Consider the following 16,708-nt stretch of genomic DNA (forward strand, 5'->3'; position numbering starts at 1 on the left):
GAGGAGGTAGTCGAGAGCGAAAGAGATCCACGTGACGGGCATGTAGTGGCCCATGTGGGCCGTGGTGAACATCCATCGGAGATTGTCCAGGCCCAGGCCCCGGTACGCGAGATTCTGGCGCAGGGTCGAATCGTCGTCCCAGTCCACGAAGTCATTGTCGAGGACCCGCGCGAAGGCGAGGAACGTGGCCGCGGCCACCACAAGCGCCCCCGTCCATTCGGGCCATGCGGTCGCGAGGCGGGTGTCCCACGAGACGGCGGGTGCGCCGGTTCGCGCGCCCGCTCGAGTCTTTCCCCCGGACGGCCGGCGCCGGGGCCGGGTCACGCGCACACCGTGGAGTGGCCTCGCGGGACCCGGACTAGTGACCGTGGTGCAGGAAGGGCAGTCGGAACAGCAGCGCGTAGCCGTTGACGGTCAGGGTGGCGCCGATGAGGGCCAGGAGCACGCTGAAGAAGAAGACGGGGCGCGAGCGGGACAGGATGGACACCGAGGACATCACGATGGCGATCTGGAGAAACACCTCGGCCACATCGAAGTAGGGATCTTTTGCCTGGAAGCGATCGCGCGCCGCCTCCAGGCGCTTGGCCGCCTGCTCGATCTCCTTCTTCTCCGCGTTGTAGCGCGTCTCCTCCTCGTCGTACTTCCGGAGCACCGCCTCGAGCTTCTCGCGCGCCTCGGGGCGCAGGGAGGGGCCGCGCTCGATGAGATCGGCCTCCAGGCGCATCTTCTGACTCCGGTATTGATGCTCGCGGATGACCTTGGCCTGATAGAAGGCCCATTGATCGGACGACTGCTGCTGGGCGAGGAGCATCTCCTTGGTGGCGTTGTTGCCCCCGAGTCCGGCGAGGGCGAGCATCACGGCGAAGACGGCCGTAACGAGCGCCACCCGCCGGCCGAAGCTGCTCTCGGCTTTCTCGTGGATCTCCTCGGGGTTCGGCAGCTCGACTTCAGGCATGTCGTTGCGGTCGCCTGCGGTTCAGAAAGGGCCCAGATGCGAGGCGGCGCCCGAAGGCTGCATGCGAGGCGTACTCCCTGTACGTTGAGCGTGCAGCCGACAACGAAGCAGATGGGCCTTTTTCAGCCGCCTGCTAGCTTCGCGATAGAATCTCGGCGAGGAGGGCGGGATCGATGTTGCCGCCCGAGAGGACGACACCGACGCGGGAGCCCTTGGGCATGGGCAGCTTGCCCGCGAGAAGAGCGGCGGCAGGGACGGCCCCGGTGGGCTCGACCAGGATCTTGCCGCGCAGGAGCAGGAAGCGCACCGCCTCTTCGATCTCCTTGTCAGAGACGAGTAGCACGTCGGTGAGGGTCTGCTGGTTGATGGGGAACGTCAGCGCGCCCGGGGAGAGATTGCGGATGCCGTCGGCGATGGTGGGCGGGGGCGCGATCGTCACGCGCTCGCCCTTCCTGAAGGACAGATACGTGTCATTGGCGGTATCCGCCTCGACGCCGTAGATCTTCATTGCGGGCCGGAGCGCCTTGGCCACGGTGCTGCAGCCGGCCATGAGCCCGCCGCCTCCCATGGGCGTCAGCAGGGCGTCGAGATCCGGCGCCTCCTCCAGGAGCTCGAGCGCCGCCGTTCCCTGCCCCGCCATGATCGCGGGATCGTCGTACGGCGGCACCAGGACGCGCCCCGTCGTCGCCACCAGATCCTTGGCCCTGGCCTCGCGGTCCTCGGTCTGCCTGTCGTAGAAGACCACCGCGGCGCCATAGCCTCTGGTGGCGGCCACCTTCGAGGCAGGCGCATCGGTGGGCATGAGGATGATGGCCGAGGCGCCCGTGAGCTTGGCGGCCAGCGCCACGCCCTGGGCATGGTTGCCCGAGGAGAAGCCGACCACGCCCCGCTTGCGCTCCACCTCGGTGAGGGTCAAGAGCTTGTTGAGGGCGCCTCGGATCTTGAAGGCGCCCGCCCGCTGCAGGTTCTCGCACTTGAAGAAGACGCGTTGGCCCGAGGCCTCGTCGAAGGAGCGGCTCGTGACGACGGGCGTGCGATGAATGTGTCCCTTGAGACGCCGCGCCGCCTCCCGGACATCATCGATGGTTATGGCATTCATGGGGCGATTATAGAGCACCTGTCGAGGCGGGTTATACTCCCTCTATGCGAATGCTCACGGTGGTGGCCGCGTCCGCGCTACTTCTGCTTCAGGGCTGCTCATCCCTTCTCAGCATCGAGCTCGTGCCTCGCATCCGTCCCCTCCACGAGGAGACGGTCGAGGGCAAGGGCAGGGCCAAGATCCTCCTCATGGACGTCTCGGGCGTGCTCTCCGACGAGACGGCCAGCATCGCGCTGACCACCCCGCCCCCCAAGGTGCCGATCGTCGCGCGCGTGCGCGAGGAGCTGAAAAAGGCCGAGGGCGACGACGACATCAAGGCCCTCGTCGTCCGCATCAACAGCCCAGGCGGGACCATCACCGCCTCCGACCTCATCTATCGCGAGATCGTCGCCTTCAAGGCGCGCAAGAAGGTCCCGGTGGTGGCAGTCATGATGGACGTCGCCGCCTCCGGCGGCTACTACGCCGCCCTCGCGGCCGACACCATCATCGCCATGCCCACCACGGTCACGGGCTCGATCGGCGTCATCATGCTCACCCTCAACGCCCAGGGGCTCATGGAGAAGATCGGCGTGGCTCCCCTCGCCATCAAGTCCGCCGACAAGAAGGACGCCGGCTCGCCCTTCCGTCAGCTCACCGCCGAGGAGCGCGCCATCTTCCAGTCGGTGATCGACCAGATGTACGGGCGCTTCGTCGCGCTCATCGTGGAGAACCGCAAGATGCCCGAGGAGCGGGTGCGCGCCTTTGCCGATGGCCGCATCTACACGGCCGAGCAGGCCAAGGCGCTGGGGCTTGTCGACTCCATCGGCTACATGGACGATGTCCTCGCCTCCGCGCGGAAAGCCGCGGGGGTCGAGGAGGCGAAGGTCATCATGTACCACCGCCCCCGGGAGTATCGCTCCAACTTCTATTCCGGGACGCCGCCCGCGGCCTCGGGGCTCGAGGGCTCGCTCGGCTCGCTCGCGACCCTGGTCGGCGGCAGCGGCCCGCGCTTCATGTACCTCTGGTGGCCCTGATCCGCTGATCCTCGGCGGGTAGACGCGAAGGGGGGGACGGGCCGTGAGGCCCGCCCCCCTTCTGCGTCCGCAGCTCCGCGCGCGTCAGGAGCGCGGCGGCGGCTGACGGAACGGCGTGTGACAGGAGCCGCAGCCGATCCGACCGTAGTCCTTCATGATATCGGCGACCGCCTTCTCGTCCTTGGCCTTCGAGGCATCCCGCAACCGTTCCGACCAGACCGTCAGGTTCTTGGCCGCCGCCTCGAACTCGGGCCGGCGCTGCCAGAGCTCGATCTTGGCCTTGCTCTTCTCCGTGAGCGATCCTTCGGGAAAGAGCGTAGGGATCTGCATGGCCGTGATGGCGATCACCTCGGCATTGGCGGCGATGCCCTCGATATTGCCCGCCTTGAACTTGTTCTGGGCGTCGGTCCACATGGCGCCCTGCGTTTTCATGATGCGCTGGCGGTCGAAGACGACGTCGTTGGTGCCGATCATTCTCGGCGGCGCCGCCGTGGTGCAGGCCGCTACCGTCGCCGCTACGAGGGGGATCAGCACGATGCTTCGGCGGAGCGTGGCTCGTCGGGTCATGTCGCCTCCTCGGTGATGGTGTGAGCTCCCGCTACTCGATCTTGTTCTTGACGGCAGGGATGGCCTTCAGATACTTCGCGATGGCCTGGAGATCGGGCTTGCTCAAGTCCTTGTAGCCCGCCACCGTGCCCTGGATGTTCTCGCCCATGAGCCCGCCCGCCACATCGCCATCGGGCCGGTTGCCAGTTTCGAGATAGGTCGCGATCTGCTCCTCGGTCCAGTCGCCGATGCCGGTGGCCTTGTCGGGCGTGATATTGGACGCGAGCTGGCCTTCGGGACCGGTCTTCTTCGGATTTCCGGCGAGGAAGCGGCCATTGTCGACGGCCATGGTCATGGCCGAGCGGGGCGTGTGGCATTCGCCGCAGTGGCCGACGGCCCGCACGAGGTATTCGCCCCGCGGCAGTCCGGACTGAGGCGCGGCGGGCGGTGGCGTCTCCTTGGCGGCGAAGGTCATGAGCCAGGCGGGCAGGAACACGCTCTCGAACATGGGCACGGTGATCTTCTTCGGCGTGTTCTTGCGATTCACCGGCGGGACCGAGCGGAGAAAGGCCACTACCGCCTTGAGGTCGCCCTCGGCCATGCCATTGAAGGACATGAAGGGGTGGACGGGAAGGATGCGCTCGCCGTTGGGCCGCCGGCCGAGCCGAATGGCCGTGATGATCTGCTCGTCCGTCCAGCCGCCGATGCCGGTCTGACGATCCGGCGTGATATTGGTCGCGTAGACGGTCCCGAAGGGCCCTTCGAACTTCTTGCCCCCCGCATTGAGCTGGCCCTTGGGCTCCGTATGGCAGCCGCAGCCGCCGGCGGCGCCGAAGATGTACTTGCCACGGGCGACCTCGGCTGGATCGCCGGCGAAGACAGCGCCGGCCCACCAGGTCACGAGGCAGGTCGCGAAGAGAAGTCGGCGCACGGCAGTATCCTAACGCAAAGCCCGGCCCGCCGGTTCCCACTTCCGTCGAGGTTATCGAGGGGCTTTGCCGCCATAGGCGGCGTAATCCTGCTCCTCGTTCCACTGAACCCAGGATGCCTCCACGGGCTCGCGAGAGAGCTTTCGGACATCGGCGGGGGTGCCGGTGCCGCCCACGAGCAGCTCCTGGTCGTCACTCAGGGAGCGCTCCCAGACCGGCTGGTTGCCGGCAGCCGCGATGGTCGCCAGCCCGTGGTAGACGCGCACGAGCACGGCGCCGTCGCGACCCAGCCGGAGCCCCACCCCGCCATTGCGGAGGGTGACGCGCGTCGGCCCGATACGCACCTCGACGGGCGGCCGCGCATACGCGCCCGCTGCCACGGCAACCCAGAGCCATCCGCGGTCCATCCGGACCCGCACGGGCTGATCCTCGCCGGTCCCTTCGGCAGGCAGGAAGAAGACCTGGGACAGCGCCGCGACGCGGATGGCATGGCCGCCCCCGGTCCGGAGCGTGGCGCGGACGCTGGGAAAGGTGCGAATACCATCGCCCTCGCCCAACTCGGCGCGAAGCTCGGCAGGCTTCCAGGCCGTATCGCCCTTCTTGAACACCTCGGCCTTGCCCGTGAGGGTCACCACCGTCGCGGGCAGCTCCCGAGGCTGGGCCATCACCGATACGGTTTCCAGGGCGAGAATCGCACCGAAGGCGAGCCCGGCCACTCCCCACGCGCGCAGTGTCATGGATCGACCACCTCCCTACCGTCCCGTCCAGCGGGGCGGCCGCTTCTCGAAGAACGCGGCGATGCCTTCCTTGGCGTCGTCCGACATCGCCACCAGGGTGAGGAGCTCCCGCAGGTAGCGGAGGGCTGCGCCGTACTCGAGGCCCATCGCGGTGGCCGCGGCCTCCTTGGCGAGCCCGAGCGCCGTCGGCGAGAAGCCGGCGAGGGTCCGCGCCAGCGCCTCCACCGCCGAATCGAGCTCGGCGCGCGGGACGAGCCGGCTCACGAGACCCATCTCGCACGCCTCGCGGGCGGGCACCAGCTCGCCCGAGAGAATCATGAGCATGCCGCGCTTGCGCCCGACGCTGCGCAAGATGGGGGCCATGACGATGAGGGGCAGCAGGCCGACCTTGATCTCGGGCAGGCCGAAGACGGCGTCCTCCGCCGCGATCACGATGTCGCAGCCCGCAGCCAGACCGCAGCCGCCTGCGAGGGCGAAGCCGTGCACTTTGGCCACGAGCGGCGTCTTCATGCGCGCCATGGCCTCGAGGATGCGGGCGAGCCCGCCGAAAGAGTCGCGGGCCTGCAGCGTCGTGCCCCGCTCGCCCATGGCCTTGAGATCGGCGCCCGCGCAGAAGGCCCTGTCTCCCGCTCCCGCCAACACGATGACCCGCGCGTGAGGATCGGCCTCGAGAGCGCTCAAGGACTCCTCGAGCTCCCGGATCATGGTGCCGTTCAGCGCGTTCCTGACCTCGGGTCGGTTGAGGGTCACCGAGGCGACGCCGTCGGCCACCGTCACGAGCAGGGTCTCGTACGTCACGGTTCGTCCTCGCGCCCTTCGACCATGTCGAGGAACTGCTTGAGGATGCGAGCTGTGGCGCCCCAGATCACGTCCTCGACCGTCACGGTGAAGAAGTGGACGGCATGCGGCGTCCCCTCGCGCTCCCAGAGCTCGGTGCGGAAGATGTTCGGGTCCCGCAGCGTCTCCAGCGGCACCTCTAGCACCCGTTCGATCTCCCGGCCATCGGCCTGGAAGCTCACGTCGCGCGTGACGATCCCGACCACGGGGGTGATGACGAACGGTGTCGCGCGCGTCGCGGTGTCGTCGAGGAGGCCCAGCACCTCGACCGCGTCCGGGGGCAGCCGGATCTCCTCCCACGCCTCGCGCAAGGCCGTCTCCACCCGGGAGCCGTCCCGCTCCTCCACGATGCCGCCCGGAAAGGAGAACTGCCCCTTATGATGCGGCACGTCCGCCGATTTCTTGGTGAAGAGTATGTGGGGCTCGCCCGCCTCCGGCGGGTGCGCGGTGATGGGCAGCAGCACGGCCGCCGAGATCAGATCGCTCCGCGAGAGCTCCCGGCGCGGCCGGCGGCTGAGGGCCGCGTCGAGGCGCCGCTTGAGCTCCAGGAAATCCACGCTAGAAGACTCGGAGGGGGGCTCCGCCCCCCTTCCGAACCTCCCCCAGAAAGGCTGCGCCGGCAAAGCCGGCGCTCGAAGCGGACCATCGGGTGCGCATCGCCTGCTTCGACCGTCTGTCGACCATTACTCCGACACGCTCCTAGCGGGCCTGGAAGTTCGGCTTCCGCTTCTCCGCGAAGGCCTTGGGCCCCTCGACCGCATCCTCGGTGCCGCGCAGCGTTCCCGACAGGAACGCCTCCAGACGCAGCCCGTCCGGCAGCGACATCGCGAGACCCCGGATGACGGATTCCTTGGCCGCTCGCACGGCCAGCGGCCCCCGCTCGCATATGGTCTCGGCCCACTTGCGCGCCGTCGGCATGAGCTCGGCCGGCGGCACGATGGCATTGATCAGCCCGGCTGCGAGAGCCTCCTCGGCGGTGAGGGTCTTCGCCATCAGGATCATCTCCATGGCCTTGGCCAGGGATACCGTGCGAGGCAGCCTCTGCGTCCCGCCCGCGCCCGGAATGATCCCCCAGCGGACCTCGGGCAGCCCGAAGGTCGCATGGGGCGCCGCGATTCTGAGATCGCAGGCCAGCGCCTGCTCCATCCCGCCCGCCAGGCAGTGACCGTTGATGGCCGCGATCATGGGCTTCCAGATCTCGAGCCCACGCGTGATGCCGCCGAGTCCGGGGCTCTCGTGCCCACGGCGCTCCACGCCCTTGCCATAAGACGCCGGGATCAGCCTCTTGAGATCCGCGCCCGCGGAGAAGCTCTTCTCGCCAGCGCCCGTGAGAATGGCCACCCAGGCCTGGCCGTCGTCGCGAAAGCGCGTCCAGGCTTCGCTCAGGGCCTGGTTGGTCTCGGCATCGATCGCATTCATGGCCTCGGGCCGGTTAATCGTGATGGTGACGATCCTTCCCGATTGTTCGTAGAGCACCGTGGACATGCTCAGATCCTCCGCCCGGAGGTCTCAGACAAAGCGGCAGGAGACCGAGCCGAGCCGGGTGAACGACGCGCGGACGGAGTCGCCCGCCTTGGGACGCAACACCTTGGAGATGGAGCCGGTCATGACGATATCGCCGGCCCTGAGCTTGCCTCCCTGCCCGCCGAGTGCATTGGCCAGCCAGGCGAGCGAGTTGAGCGGATTACCCATGACCTCGGCGGCGGTGGCCGTGGCCACGCGCTCGCCATTTTGCTCGAACACCACGCCCTCGAGCGCGAGATCGATCCCCGTCACAGGGCCGAGCGGCCAGCCGAGCACGATGCCATTGGCGAGGACCCCATCGGCGATCACGTCGGCCGCCCGCAGCTTGCCCGAGAGCCTGAAGTCGATCAGCTCGAAGGCGGGCATGGCGCCCTCCACCACGAGGAGCGCGGAAACGGGGGTGACGCCCGGACCGGCGAGATCGGCCTTCATGAGAAAGGCCATCTCCACTTCCAGCCCGGCCACGGTGAAGCGCGAGATGGGCACGGCGTCGCCGCTCGCGAAGACGCCCGACGCGAGCAGGAAGCCCAGCACGGGCTCCTTCACGCCATAGCTCTCCTGCAGGGTCGCGTTCGTGAAGCCGGCCTTCCAGCCGACCACGCGGTCTCCCCCCTCGACGAGCTTGCTCTCGAGCGCGCGCTGAATCCTGTACGCCGTCTCGACGGAGAGATCGGAGGCAGACTCGGACAGGGGAGGCATGGTTTGGCCGCTCGCGCGATTCTTGACGAGGCGGTCGACGGCATCGCTCACGCCGATGGGCATGGCCGGCTCCTGGATGAAGGAAGTTTACGAGACACGGACGCCAGTCTTGGCTCGGGCGTCGCCTGCGGGATCAATTCAGCTCTCGCCTCGCGACGGCTTTGGCCGCCGCTCAGCTCGAACAGCGGGCAGCGTCTCAGCTCGAACTTCGAGATGTTCGACAATGCCCGTCAGGGCCTCGGCGGCGCTGCCCGGGATGAGGAGATCCGCCTCGGAGTCCTGGGGCGTGGGCGTGCGGTTGACGATCACGAGGCGCGCGCCGGCCTGCTTGGCGTGGACGGGCATCTGCGCGGCGGGATAGACAACGAGCGAGGAGCCGACCACGATGAAGAGGTCGGCCGCCCGGGAGCGCCGCTCGGCCTCCTCGGTCTCCTCGCTCGGCATGGCTTCTCCGAACATGATGGTGCGCGGCTTGATCACGCCGCCGCAGGGCGGATCGCAGGTAGGCACGGCCACGCCAGCCTCGAGCCAGTCCTGGATCTGCGCACGATCGTAGGGTCGCTCACAGGCCAGGCACCGCGCCCGCATGGCGCTTCCATGCAGCTCGATGACGCGCTCGGCGGGCAGCCCGGCCCTCTGGTGGAGATTGTCGATGTTCTGGGTGATGACGCAGTCGAGCTTCCCGAGCTTCCAGAGCCTGGCTACGGCAAGATGGCCGGGATTGGGCTCGGCGCCGCGCAGGACGGGATAGACCATGCGGCCGAGCTCCCAGTACCGCCGGCGTCCTTCCTCGGAGCCGATGAAGTTCTGGAAAGTGAACTCCCTCGGATCGAAGCGGTCCCAGACGCCACCCGGGCTCCGGAAATCTGGAATGCCGGACTCGGTGCTCATGCCGGCCCCCGTGAAGACCACGGTGCGCTTGGCCGAGCAGACCCAGTCGGCGACCACCGTCAGTGGATCGGTCACGCCCGGCGCTTGACCTTCCTTTTCAGAGACTTGTATGGCTTCGGCATAGGCTTGACCTTAGGTATCGCCCCGGCCTTCGATGGGCCCGTCCTTTAAGTAGCTCGTAAGTAGCTCGGAGCCCGGCCGAAGCGCCCCAAGCCTACCCCGGCCTCAGGCGCCCTCGCAAGCCATACGGGCATGGGACAATTCCGAGCGATGCGCGCCATGGTCTTGTCGGCCCAGGCTCCCGTCGAGACCTCTCCGCTCGCCTGGGCGGACCCGCCCGTGCCCGAGCCCGGCCCCGGAGAGATCCGCGTGCGCGTGGTGGCCTGCGCTGGGTGCCGTACGGATATCCATGTGGTCGAGGGCGATCTCCCCCCACGCAGGCTGCCCGTCATTCCGGGCCACCAGGTCGTGGGACGTGTGCACGCGCGCGGGAGCGGCGCGAGCCGCTTCGAGATCGGCGACCGCGTCGGCATCGCCTGGCTTCGCTCGACGTGCGGGCGCTGCCGCTTCTGCGTCTCCGGCCGCGAGAACCTCTGCGGGGACGCGACGTACACGGGCTGGACCCACGACGGCGGCTATGCCGAGTACTGTTGCGCGCCCGAGGCTTTCGCCTATGCGATCCCCGCGGCCTTCGACGACGCGGAGGCTACGCCGCTGCTCTGCGCGGGGATCATCGGCTACCGCGCGCTCCTCCGCAGCCAGGTGCCGCGAGGGGGTCGCCTCGGCCTCTACGGCTTCGGCTCCTCGGCACACATCACGCTTCAGGTGGCGCGGAGCTGGGGCTGCGCGGTCCATGTCCTGACGCGCGAGCCGGCGCGCCAGCGCCTGGCCCTCGGCCTCGGCGCAGCGTGGGCGGGCGCGCCGGGCGATGCCCTGCCCGGCGCCCTCGACGCCGCCATCGTGTTCGCTCCGGTGGGCGGCCTCGTGCCCGTCGCGCTCCGCGCCGTCGACAAGGGCGGCACCGTCGCCCTCGCCGGCATACACATGTCAGACGTGCCCGCCATGGCCTACGAGCCGCATCTCTTCTGGGAGAAGACGGTCCGCAGCGTCGCCGCCAATACGCGCGCCGATGGCGAGGCGCTGCTCGCCGAGGCGGCCGCCATCCCGATCCGCCCTCGCGTGACACGCTACCCGCTGGCGGATGCCAATCGCGCGCTCCTCGATATCAAGACCTCCGACGTCGAAGCGACCGCGGTCCTGATGCTCGACTGACGCGGAAGACGCGCAGGCGAGCCGCGGACGGGCCAGGAGGCGGCGACAAATTGCACACTTCCATACCATTCACATAGGTAAACGTTCGGTGAGGGCCGCCTTGCTACGATGACATATGGGCATGAGCGGCGTGACCCGTCCTGGGGAAGGCGCGTGACGAACCCGTTCTCCGCATTGGGTCGACGCACCCGGATCGCTCTCGTCCTTCTCCTGATCATCGCGGGAATTCTTTTCCACCAGCGGCTTCATTCTCTGGATGAGCGGTTCTTCGGGATCCTGCATGTCAGGCAGATAGGGCCTGACCACCCCGTCCCGGGGCCGCCATGGCCTTCGCTGGACTTCTCGCTTCCCGCTTTGAAGGGTCTGGCCTTCTACCTCACGGGTAACTTTGCCGAAGCGGCACGTGCCTACCGACACCACCTTCAGGAGCACGGCGCCTTCGGGGATGCCCGCGATCAGAGCTATGTCGCCCTCCGTCGAGGCGACGTATCGGCCGCGGTGCGTCTGGCCGAGGCGGGCCTTGCCCAGGATGCGACGGACGTCGAGGCGCTCTTGACCTTGGGCCATCGCGCCATGGAGGCGCAAGCGTCGACGGAAGCGCTCGCATACTTCGATCGTGTCCTCGCCCTTCGCACGGATCAATTCGATGCGCTGCTCCTGAGCTCTATCGTCCACGCTCGCGCGGGCAAGTACAACCAAGCCATCGATGCGCTCAATCGGGGACTGCGCCGTGGTACGGTCGAAGAGCGTCGGCTGACCTTCCTGGCCGCGCTCGAAACAGCGGGCGAGCTTGCCCGTCTCCCCAAGGAGCGCAGACCTGCCTGTCTCCTTGCTCATTATCATCGATACCTTCGTATCTTCGATGGGGCCCAGGGGGCCAGAGCCGTGGCCTACGCCGAGCGAGCTATCGCGGCCGGTGACCGTCCGGACGCGGCGTGGGTGACTATCGGCATTGTCGCCAATCGACGGGGCAAGCGGCAACAGGCCCTGCAGGCATTCCTCAAGGCGACGGAGGTCAACGCGAAGAATCCGGACGCTTTCCGTTGGGCCGCGGTGGCCTATAGCGACATGGGGGACCTTGTCTCCGAGCGTCGCATGTGGCTTGCCGCCGTCGACGCGGCGCCCGCGGACCCTTTCTACGCGGAGCTGGCGCGCGACTTTCTTGTCGAGAAGATCGGCGACCTTCCCGCGGCATTGGTCTTTGCCGAGAAGCAGCTCGCCGCCGACCCACGGCGAGCCGAGAACCTGCGGCGGATGGGTGAGATGTACTCCTCGCTCAGCGACACCAAGACCGCCCTGACATATCTCGAGCGCGCGGCCCAGGCGGACCCGAGCAATTCAAAGACCTTTAGCTGGCTGGGCTCTGTGTACTACAAGCTCGAGAGGACCGCCGACGCCGAGGCAGCCATGCAGAGAGCCGCGGCCCTCGATCCGACCGACCCGGGGCCACACAGCCAGCTCGCCAGTTTCTATCACGGCGAGCGGCGGGTTCGGGAAGCGATCCGGGAATATGAGCGGGCGTTGAGCCTGGCGCCCGGCAGCCCCGAGTTCCTTCTCGGCCTCTGCATGCTCTACGACCAGACGCAGGAATACGGCCGGGCCGTCTCGTGCTATCGACGGGTGCTCGCGGACGCCCCGGGAAACCCCGCGGCCAGGTACCGGCTCCCTGCCGCGGAGCAGAACCTCGCCGCGCAGAGACCCGCCCGATGACAGTTCGCTCGGAAAGCCCCCGCCCTCGGATCCGCTGGATGGTCGGGCTCCTGAGACATATGGGCATCATGGCGCTCGGCACATGGGCGCTCTGTGTGCAAGCCGCCTACCGAGTGCCGGGGCCGTGGTTGTTCTTCCTGCCATGGATTGGCGTCGTTCTCACGGTGCTCGGCGCGGTGATGTTCGTCAATCACGTGTTCCGTTGGGTCACGGCTGAAGACCCTCTGGGACAAGCGCTGGAGCGTGTGCAATACTGGGGGAGCCTCGGCATTCTGATCTTCTCTTCCTGGAGTCTCGTACTCTTCTCCAACGGGTTGCACGACGACAATGTGCTACCGCCTCGCACCTCCGAGATCCTCGACCTGGTCAATGGGGACGTCGACCTCGACGTCGGCTCCCTCGCCTCCGTCTCGTGGGCCAAGCTGCGATCCTGGCACGATCCGTCGCGGGTCGAGTACCTCCAGCTCCGTCCCGATGAGCGGCGACGTCTGTGGATCGGTGAGGCGGTCATCGTCAAGTTCAGGGGTGGAACGCTGGGAATCCCCTGGGTGTGGGGAATCGAACGGAACGTGGAAAAGTACATGCGCGACATTGTCGCGGCAGTTCCCACGGCGGTGGGGGCTTGGCACCGCCTCATGGACTACCTCCTGAGACAGCAGCGGTGGCGCGACGCCGCCCACACCGCGCGCGAGTACCTGCGTCTCTACCCCGACGACTATCGCCAGGCGGCGCGCGTCGCCGACTCTCTCAACGTGGCCGGCCAGAACCGCGAGGCGCAATCCCTCCTGGAGCCCGTGGCCGAGCGCCACCGTGACTACTGGGTGTATAGAACGTTGGCCGTGGCCATCGGGTTTCAGGGAGAGTCGGAGAAGGTGGTACGGCTTCTCGACGAGACCATCGCCATGGCGCCTCGTGACCCGGACCCCTACTACTTTGCCGGGCGGATCTACGAGCGGTGGGGTTGGACCGACAAGGCGATCGCGATGTACGAAAAGCTGCTCGTGGTGAGTCCCGGCATGCCCGAGGCCAAGCAGCGCGTGGAAACGCTCCGGAAGGTGAAAGCCGAGGCCGAGAGAACCCGGACCAAGTGATGACGCGGAGCCTACCAGGCGGATCATCAGCGACGGCAATACCACCGCGGTCAACTTCGGCTGAGCGAAAGCGCCGAGGCTACTTCACCCGCGTCAGAACCTCCCCCGCGAAGCGCTCCATCCGCTGAATCGCCTCTGCGGGGGTGGGGCTGCGGAAGTCGAAGATCAGCTCGCTCACCCCGAGCGCTCCGTAGGCCGCGATGTCCTCGCCGATCTGGGCCGGCGTGCCTGAGAAGGGCCGCCGGGTGCCGTCGGGCAGGGCGGCGGCGCCGGAGGTCGCGTCGTAGACCGGCGCCTTGAAGGAGATGGTCAGGCTCGAGAAGTCCCGGCCTTCGGCCACCGTGAGTCTGCGCAGCTCATCGAGCGAAGCGCGCAGCTCGGCCGGGCGCAGGGGGACCGCGGGGTTGGCGCCCACGGGATGCCAGCCGTCGCCGAGGCGCGCCACCCGGCGGAGGGCGGCTCCGCTGTGACCGCCGATCCAGATCGGCGGGTGCGGCTTCTGCAGGGGCTGGGGCAGGCATTGCAACCCTTCGAACCGGTAGAACTCGCCCGCGTAGCTGGCCGGAGACTTGGTCCAGAGCGTCTTGAAGATGCGCACATACTCGTCGGTGACCGCCCCCCGCCGCTCGAATGACGCCGCGCCCACGGCCTCGAACTCTTCCCGCAGCCAGCCTACCCCGACGCCCACGGTGAGCCGGCCGCGTGAGAGCACGTCGATGGTGGCGAGCATCTTGGCCGTCACCACGGGGTTGCGGTAGGGCACGATCATCACGCTGGAGACGATCCGGAGCCGGTTCGTCACGCCGGCCACGAAGGCCATGAGGGGCAGCAGCTCGAGGGCGTCCCCCTCGCCCGGAAACTCCCCCGACACCGTGTAGGGATAGCGCGAGCGGACCACTGTCGGGAACACGATATGGTCGGCCACCACCACCGAGTCGAACCCCAGGGCCTCGCCCCGCTGGACAATGGCCGTGAGCCCCTCTGAGGTAGCCGCGGGACCTCTGGTAGGCAGGTAAAAGCCATATCGCATGGCATCCTCCGGTTCGGATCGCGTCGAGCGTCGCTACTGCTTCTTGAGCCGCACGTCCTCGAGCGGCGCCGAGTACGGAAAGGACTGGATCAGCGTCAGCCCCGACTCCTCGACCCGCGACCCGAAAGCCCGGATGAATCCGTTCTCCCAGATGGGCGCGAAGGTGACGCGGTCGGCGAGGATGCGCTGGATCTGATGCAGCATCTCCTCGCGTTTCTTGCGGTCCATCTCCTGGATCTGCCTGGCGAACAGGCTCTCCACCTCGGGGATCGAGCCATAGGCGAGGCCGCCCTTGCTGGTGACGAAGGCCTCGAGGCGCGTGGAGGCGTTGCCCGCCGAGCCGGTGGCGCCGACGAAGACCCCGCGAAGCTTGTGGTCGCGCCAGGCGGAGAGCAGGGCCGCGCGCTCCATGGTGCGCATGCGCATGCGGATGCCCACGGCGGCGAAGTAGTTCGTGATCGCCTCGCCCATGCCGGTGTACGGGGGGAATGGCGTGAACTCGCCGGCGTCGAAGCCGTTCGGATAGCCCGCCTCGGTGAGCAGCGCCTTTGCGCGCCTGGGGTCGTAGGGATGGGGCTCGATGGCCAGCGCGAACTCCTGGTGCCGCGGCACGATGTTGCCGGTGGGTCCGGAGTAGCCGAGGGACTCGGCCTCGTTGATGGCCTGGCGGTCGATGGCGAGGTTGGCGGCCAGCCTCACACGCCGGTCGGCCCACGGCGAGCCGGCCGTCCATTGCTCGGGGAACTCGACCCACAGCACGCCGTTCGTGCGCATCGCGGTCAGGGTCAAACCCGGCGTGCGCCGGACGTCCGCCGCGATGGGGCCATTGAGGAGGTAGGTGACGTCGATGTCACCGCGCTTGAGGGCGGCCGCCCGCGTCGCCTCGTCGGGGACGCTGCGGAACACCAGGCGCTTCACGCTCGGCGTCTTGCGCCAGTAGCCGTCGAAGGCCTCGAGGACCATCTCCACGCCCGGCTGGAAGCTCACGAACTTGTAGGGGCCGGCGCCAATGGGCGCCTTGCGGAAGCCATCGTCCCCGACCTTCTCCACGTACTTCTTGGGCACGATCCAGCCGGCGCCGGAGGCGCTCGTGCCATAGAACGTCATGAAGTCGGGCCACGGTTCTTTGAGGTGAAAGCGGACACGGCCCGGATCCACCACCTGCACCTCGCGGACTCGTTCCTTGAAGAGGGCGGCTGCGGCGCCGCGATACCGCTCGAAGGAGAACTTGACGTCCTCGGCGGTGACGGGCTCGCCATTGTGGAAGCGGGTACCTTTGCGCAGGAGGAACTCCCAGGTGCGACCGTCCTTCGACATGGTCCACGACTCGGCCAGGGACGGCGTGTTGAGATTGCCCGGCATCGGCTTGACCAGCGCGTCGTGGAGCGCGTAGAGGATCATGAACGGGGTGATGTCCGCCTCGATCTCCGCGGTGTCGAGCCACCGTGTGGCGAGCGTCACGTGCACGCCCCACGTCATGGTCCCGCTCGGCTGCGCGGCGGCCGCCGCGGCCAGCCATAGCGTGAGAACGACGAGGCCGAGGAGTATTCGGCCGGCGAAGCGTGTGGTCACGGTCGGCCCCGCGCCAAGGTCAAGCGAACGCCTTCCGGAGCGTGGCCGCGACCTCGTCGAGGGCGCGCTTGGCCGGATCGAGCACATTGATCATCCGGATGAAGCCGTGGACGAGCCCTGGGTAGCGCGTGTTCGTCACGGACACCCCCGCCTCGCCCAGCCGTTTCGCGTAGGCCTCGCCCTCGTCGCGCAGCGGATCGTACTGCGCGGTGATCACCAGGGCCGGGGCGAGGCCGCTGAGATCCTTGGCCAGGAGGGGCGAGGCGTACGGCTGCTGGCCGTCTTCGGCTCTCGCGAGGTAGTGGCTCCAGAACCACTTCATGCCCTCGCGAGTGAGCAGGTAGCCCTCGCCGTTCTCTCGGTACGACGCCGTGTCGAAGCTATGAGCGGTGGCGGGATAGATCAGAAGCTGGAGGGCCAGCCGTGGGCCCCGGCGATCGCGGGCGGCCAGCGCGACCGCGGCGGCCAGGTTCCCGCCGGCGCTATCGCCGCCCACGGCGAGACGAGCGGAATCCACGCCCAGCGTGGGCGCGTGGCCCGCGAGCCAGGTCAGGGCCGCGTAGGAGTCCTCGAAAGCCGCCGGGTACTTGCGCTCCGGGGCGAGACGGTAGTCGACGCTGGCCACCACGCACCCGGCGGCATTGGCGATGGCGCGACAGATACCGTCGTGCGTGTAGAGGTCGCCGATCACCCATCCGCCCCCGTGATAGAAGACGAGAGCGGGCAGCGGGCGCGTGTCGCTCGGTCGGTAGAGCCGCACGCCGATGGTCCCGCCCGCGACGGGCACGTGGTGCTCCTCCACG

Annotated in this window: 18 protein-coding genes; 4 read left to right on the forward strand and 14 right to left on the reverse strand. The window is 68.1% G+C overall.

The genetic code is table 11. The features are described from left to right. From VGT00_11805 to VGT00_11815, 3 genes are all read right to left on the reverse strand, one after another. Positions 1-198: hypothetical protein (locus VGT00_11805; protein ID HEV8532095.1), on the reverse strand; the 198-nt coding region annotated here is incomplete at its 3' end. Positions 199-358: 160 nt separating this feature from the next. After that, entirely contained in the window at positions 359-955 is a 597-nt protein-coding gene (locus VGT00_11810; protein ID HEV8532096.1) for a DUF4337 domain-containing protein, read from the reverse strand. A 133-nt stretch (positions 956-1,088) separates the two neighbouring features. After that, positions 1,089-2,054 carry a pyridoxal-phosphate dependent enzyme gene (locus VGT00_11815; GenBank protein HEV8532097.1) on the reverse strand — a complete coding sequence of 322 codons (966 nt, stop codon included), beginning with the start codon at positions 2,052-2,054 and terminating at the stop codon, positions 1,089-1,091. Positions 2,055-2,098: 44 nt separating this feature from the next. Between VGT00_11815 and sppA the strand changes: the two genes are divergently transcribed. Beyond that, positions 2,099-3,067 carry a signal peptide peptidase SppA gene (gene sppA / locus VGT00_11820; protein HEV8532098.1) on the forward strand — a complete coding sequence of 323 codons (969 nt, stop codon included), beginning with the start codon at positions 2,099-2,101 and terminating at the stop codon, positions 3,065-3,067. 84 nt (positions 3,068-3,151) lie between these two features. Here sppA and VGT00_11825 read toward each other — a convergent pair whose 3' ends face one another. The 8 genes from VGT00_11825 to VGT00_11860 form a co-directional block, all read right to left on the reverse strand. Next, positions 3,152-3,634 carry a cytochrome c gene (locus tag VGT00_11825; GenBank protein ID HEV8532099.1) on the reverse strand — a complete coding sequence of 161 codons (483 nt, stop codon included), beginning with the start codon at positions 3,632-3,634 and terminating at the stop codon, positions 3,152-3,154. Positions 3,635-3,665: 31 nt separating this feature from the next. Then, the gene (locus VGT00_11830) at positions 3,666-4,544 is read right to left on the reverse strand and encodes a cytochrome c (GenBank protein HEV8532100.1); all 879 of its coding nucleotides are present in this window, start codon (positions 4,542-4,544) and stop codon (positions 3,666-3,668) included. Positions 4,545-4,595: 51 nt separating this feature from the next. Next, positions 4,596-5,279 (reverse strand): hypothetical protein, encoded by a 684-nt coding sequence (locus VGT00_11835; protein ID HEV8532101.1) that lies wholly within the window; start codon positions 5,277-5,279, stop codon positions 4,596-4,598. 15 nt (positions 5,280-5,294) lie between these two features. Further along, the gene (locus tag VGT00_11840; GenBank protein HEV8532102.1) at positions 5,295-6,077 is read right to left on the reverse strand and encodes an enoyl-CoA hydratase-related protein; all 783 of its coding nucleotides are present in this window, start codon (positions 6,075-6,077) and stop codon (positions 5,295-5,297) included. Then, positions 6,074-6,673: a CoA pyrophosphatase gene (locus tag VGT00_11845; protein HEV8532103.1), complete on the reverse strand. Its 600-nt coding sequence runs from the start codon at positions 6,671-6,673 to the stop codon at positions 6,074-6,076. Before VGT00_11845 ends, VGT00_11840 begins: the two co-directional genes overlap by 4 nt. Before the next feature lie 142 nt (positions 6,674-6,815). After that, positions 6,816-7,601: an enoyl-CoA hydratase-related protein gene (locus tag VGT00_11850; protein ID HEV8532104.1), complete on the reverse strand. Its 786-nt coding sequence runs from the start codon at positions 7,599-7,601 to the stop codon at positions 6,816-6,818. A 24-nt stretch (positions 7,602-7,625) separates the two neighbouring features. Next, on the reverse strand, positions 7,626-8,402 hold the full coding sequence (locus VGT00_11855; GenBank protein HEV8532105.1) for a fumarylacetoacetate hydrolase family protein: 777 nt from the start codon (positions 8,400-8,402) through the stop codon (positions 7,626-7,628). 75 nt (positions 8,403-8,477) lie between these two features. Next, positions 8,478-9,305: an NAD-dependent deacylase gene (locus VGT00_11860; GenBank protein HEV8532106.1), complete on the reverse strand. Its 828-nt coding sequence runs from the start codon at positions 9,303-9,305 to the stop codon at positions 8,478-8,480. Positions 9,306-9,482: 177 nt separating this feature from the next. Here VGT00_11860 and VGT00_11865 point away from each other — a divergent pair, with 177 nt between their 5' ends. The 3 genes from VGT00_11865 (at position 9,483) to VGT00_11875 (ending at position 13,303) form a co-directional block, all read left to right on the forward strand. Then, the gene (locus VGT00_11865) at positions 9,483-10,502 is read left to right on the forward strand and encodes a zinc-dependent alcohol dehydrogenase family protein (GenBank protein HEV8532107.1); all 1,020 of its coding nucleotides are present in this window, start codon (positions 9,483-9,485) and stop codon (positions 10,500-10,502) included. A 153-nt stretch (positions 10,503-10,655) separates the two neighbouring features. Continuing rightward, positions 10,656-12,212, forward strand: coding sequence for a tetratricopeptide repeat protein (locus tag VGT00_11870; protein ID HEV8532108.1), 1,557 nt, complete (start codon positions 10,656-10,658; stop codon positions 12,210-12,212). Positions 12,213-12,280: 68 nt separating this feature from the next. Then, positions 12,281-13,303 (forward strand): tetratricopeptide repeat protein, encoded by a 1,023-nt coding sequence (locus tag VGT00_11875; protein ID HEV8532109.1) that lies wholly within the window; start codon positions 12,281-12,283, stop codon positions 13,301-13,303. A gap of 79 nt (positions 13,304-13,382) precedes the next feature. Here VGT00_11875 and VGT00_11880 read toward each other — a convergent pair whose 3' ends face one another. The 3 genes from VGT00_11880 to VGT00_11890 all read right to left on the reverse strand — a co-directional run. Next, positions 13,383-14,333 carry an LLM class F420-dependent oxidoreductase gene (locus VGT00_11880; GenBank protein ID HEV8532110.1) on the reverse strand — a complete coding sequence of 317 codons (951 nt, stop codon included), beginning with the start codon at positions 14,331-14,333 and terminating at the stop codon, positions 13,383-13,385. Positions 14,334-14,366: 33 nt separating this feature from the next. After that, positions 14,367-15,905, reverse strand: a complete 1,539-nt coding sequence (locus VGT00_11885; protein ID HEV8532111.1) for an ABC transporter substrate-binding protein — start codon at positions 15,903-15,905, stop codon at positions 14,367-14,369. A gap of 19 nt (positions 15,906-15,924) precedes the next feature. Next, positions 15,925-16,708, reverse strand: a 784-nt coding sequence (locus tag VGT00_11890; protein HEV8532112.1) for an alpha/beta hydrolase, incomplete at its 5' end; no start/stop codon positions are given.

It is taken from the genome of Candidatus Methylomirabilota bacterium, assembly GCA_036002485.1.
GTDB lineage: Bacteria > Methylomirabilota > Methylomirabilia > Rokubacteriales > CSP1-6 > AR37.

Coding starts and splice junctions, on each gene's coding strand:
- VGT00_11835 (HEV8532101.1), bottom strand. CDS start 5,279: ATGACACTGCGCGCGTGGGGAGTGGCCGGGCTCGCCTTCGGTGCGATT.
- VGT00_11855 (HEV8532105.1), bottom strand. CDS start 8,402: ATGCCCATCGGCGTGAGCGATGCCGTCGACCGCCTCGTCAAGAATCGC.
- sppA (HEV8532098.1), top strand. CDS start 2,099: ATGCGAATGCTCACGGTGGTGGCCGCGTCCGCGCTACTTCTGCTTCAG.
- VGT00_11825 (HEV8532099.1), bottom strand. CDS start 3,634: ATGACCCGACGAGCCACGCTCCGCCGAAGCATCGTGCTGATCCCCCTC.
- VGT00_11815 (HEV8532097.1), bottom strand. CDS start 2,054: ATGAATGCCATAACCATCGATGATGTCCGGGAGGCGGCGCGGCGTCTC.
- VGT00_11875 (HEV8532109.1), top strand. CDS start 12,281: ATGGCGCTCGGCACATGGGCGCTCTGTGTGCAAGCCGCCTACCGAGTG.
- VGT00_11850 (HEV8532104.1), bottom strand. CDS start 7,601: ATGTCCACGGTGCTCTACGAACAATCGGGAAGGATCGTCACCATCACG.
- VGT00_11865 (HEV8532107.1), top strand. CDS start 9,483: ATGGGACAATTCCGAGCGATGCGCGCCATGGTCTTGTCGGCCCAGGCT.
- VGT00_11880 (HEV8532110.1), bottom strand. CDS start 14,333: ATGCGATATGGCTTTTACCTGCCTACCAGAGGTCCCGCGGCTACCTCA.
- VGT00_11810 (HEV8532096.1), bottom strand. CDS start 955: ATGCCTGAAGTCGAGCTGCCGAACCCCGAGGAGATCCACGAGAAAGCC.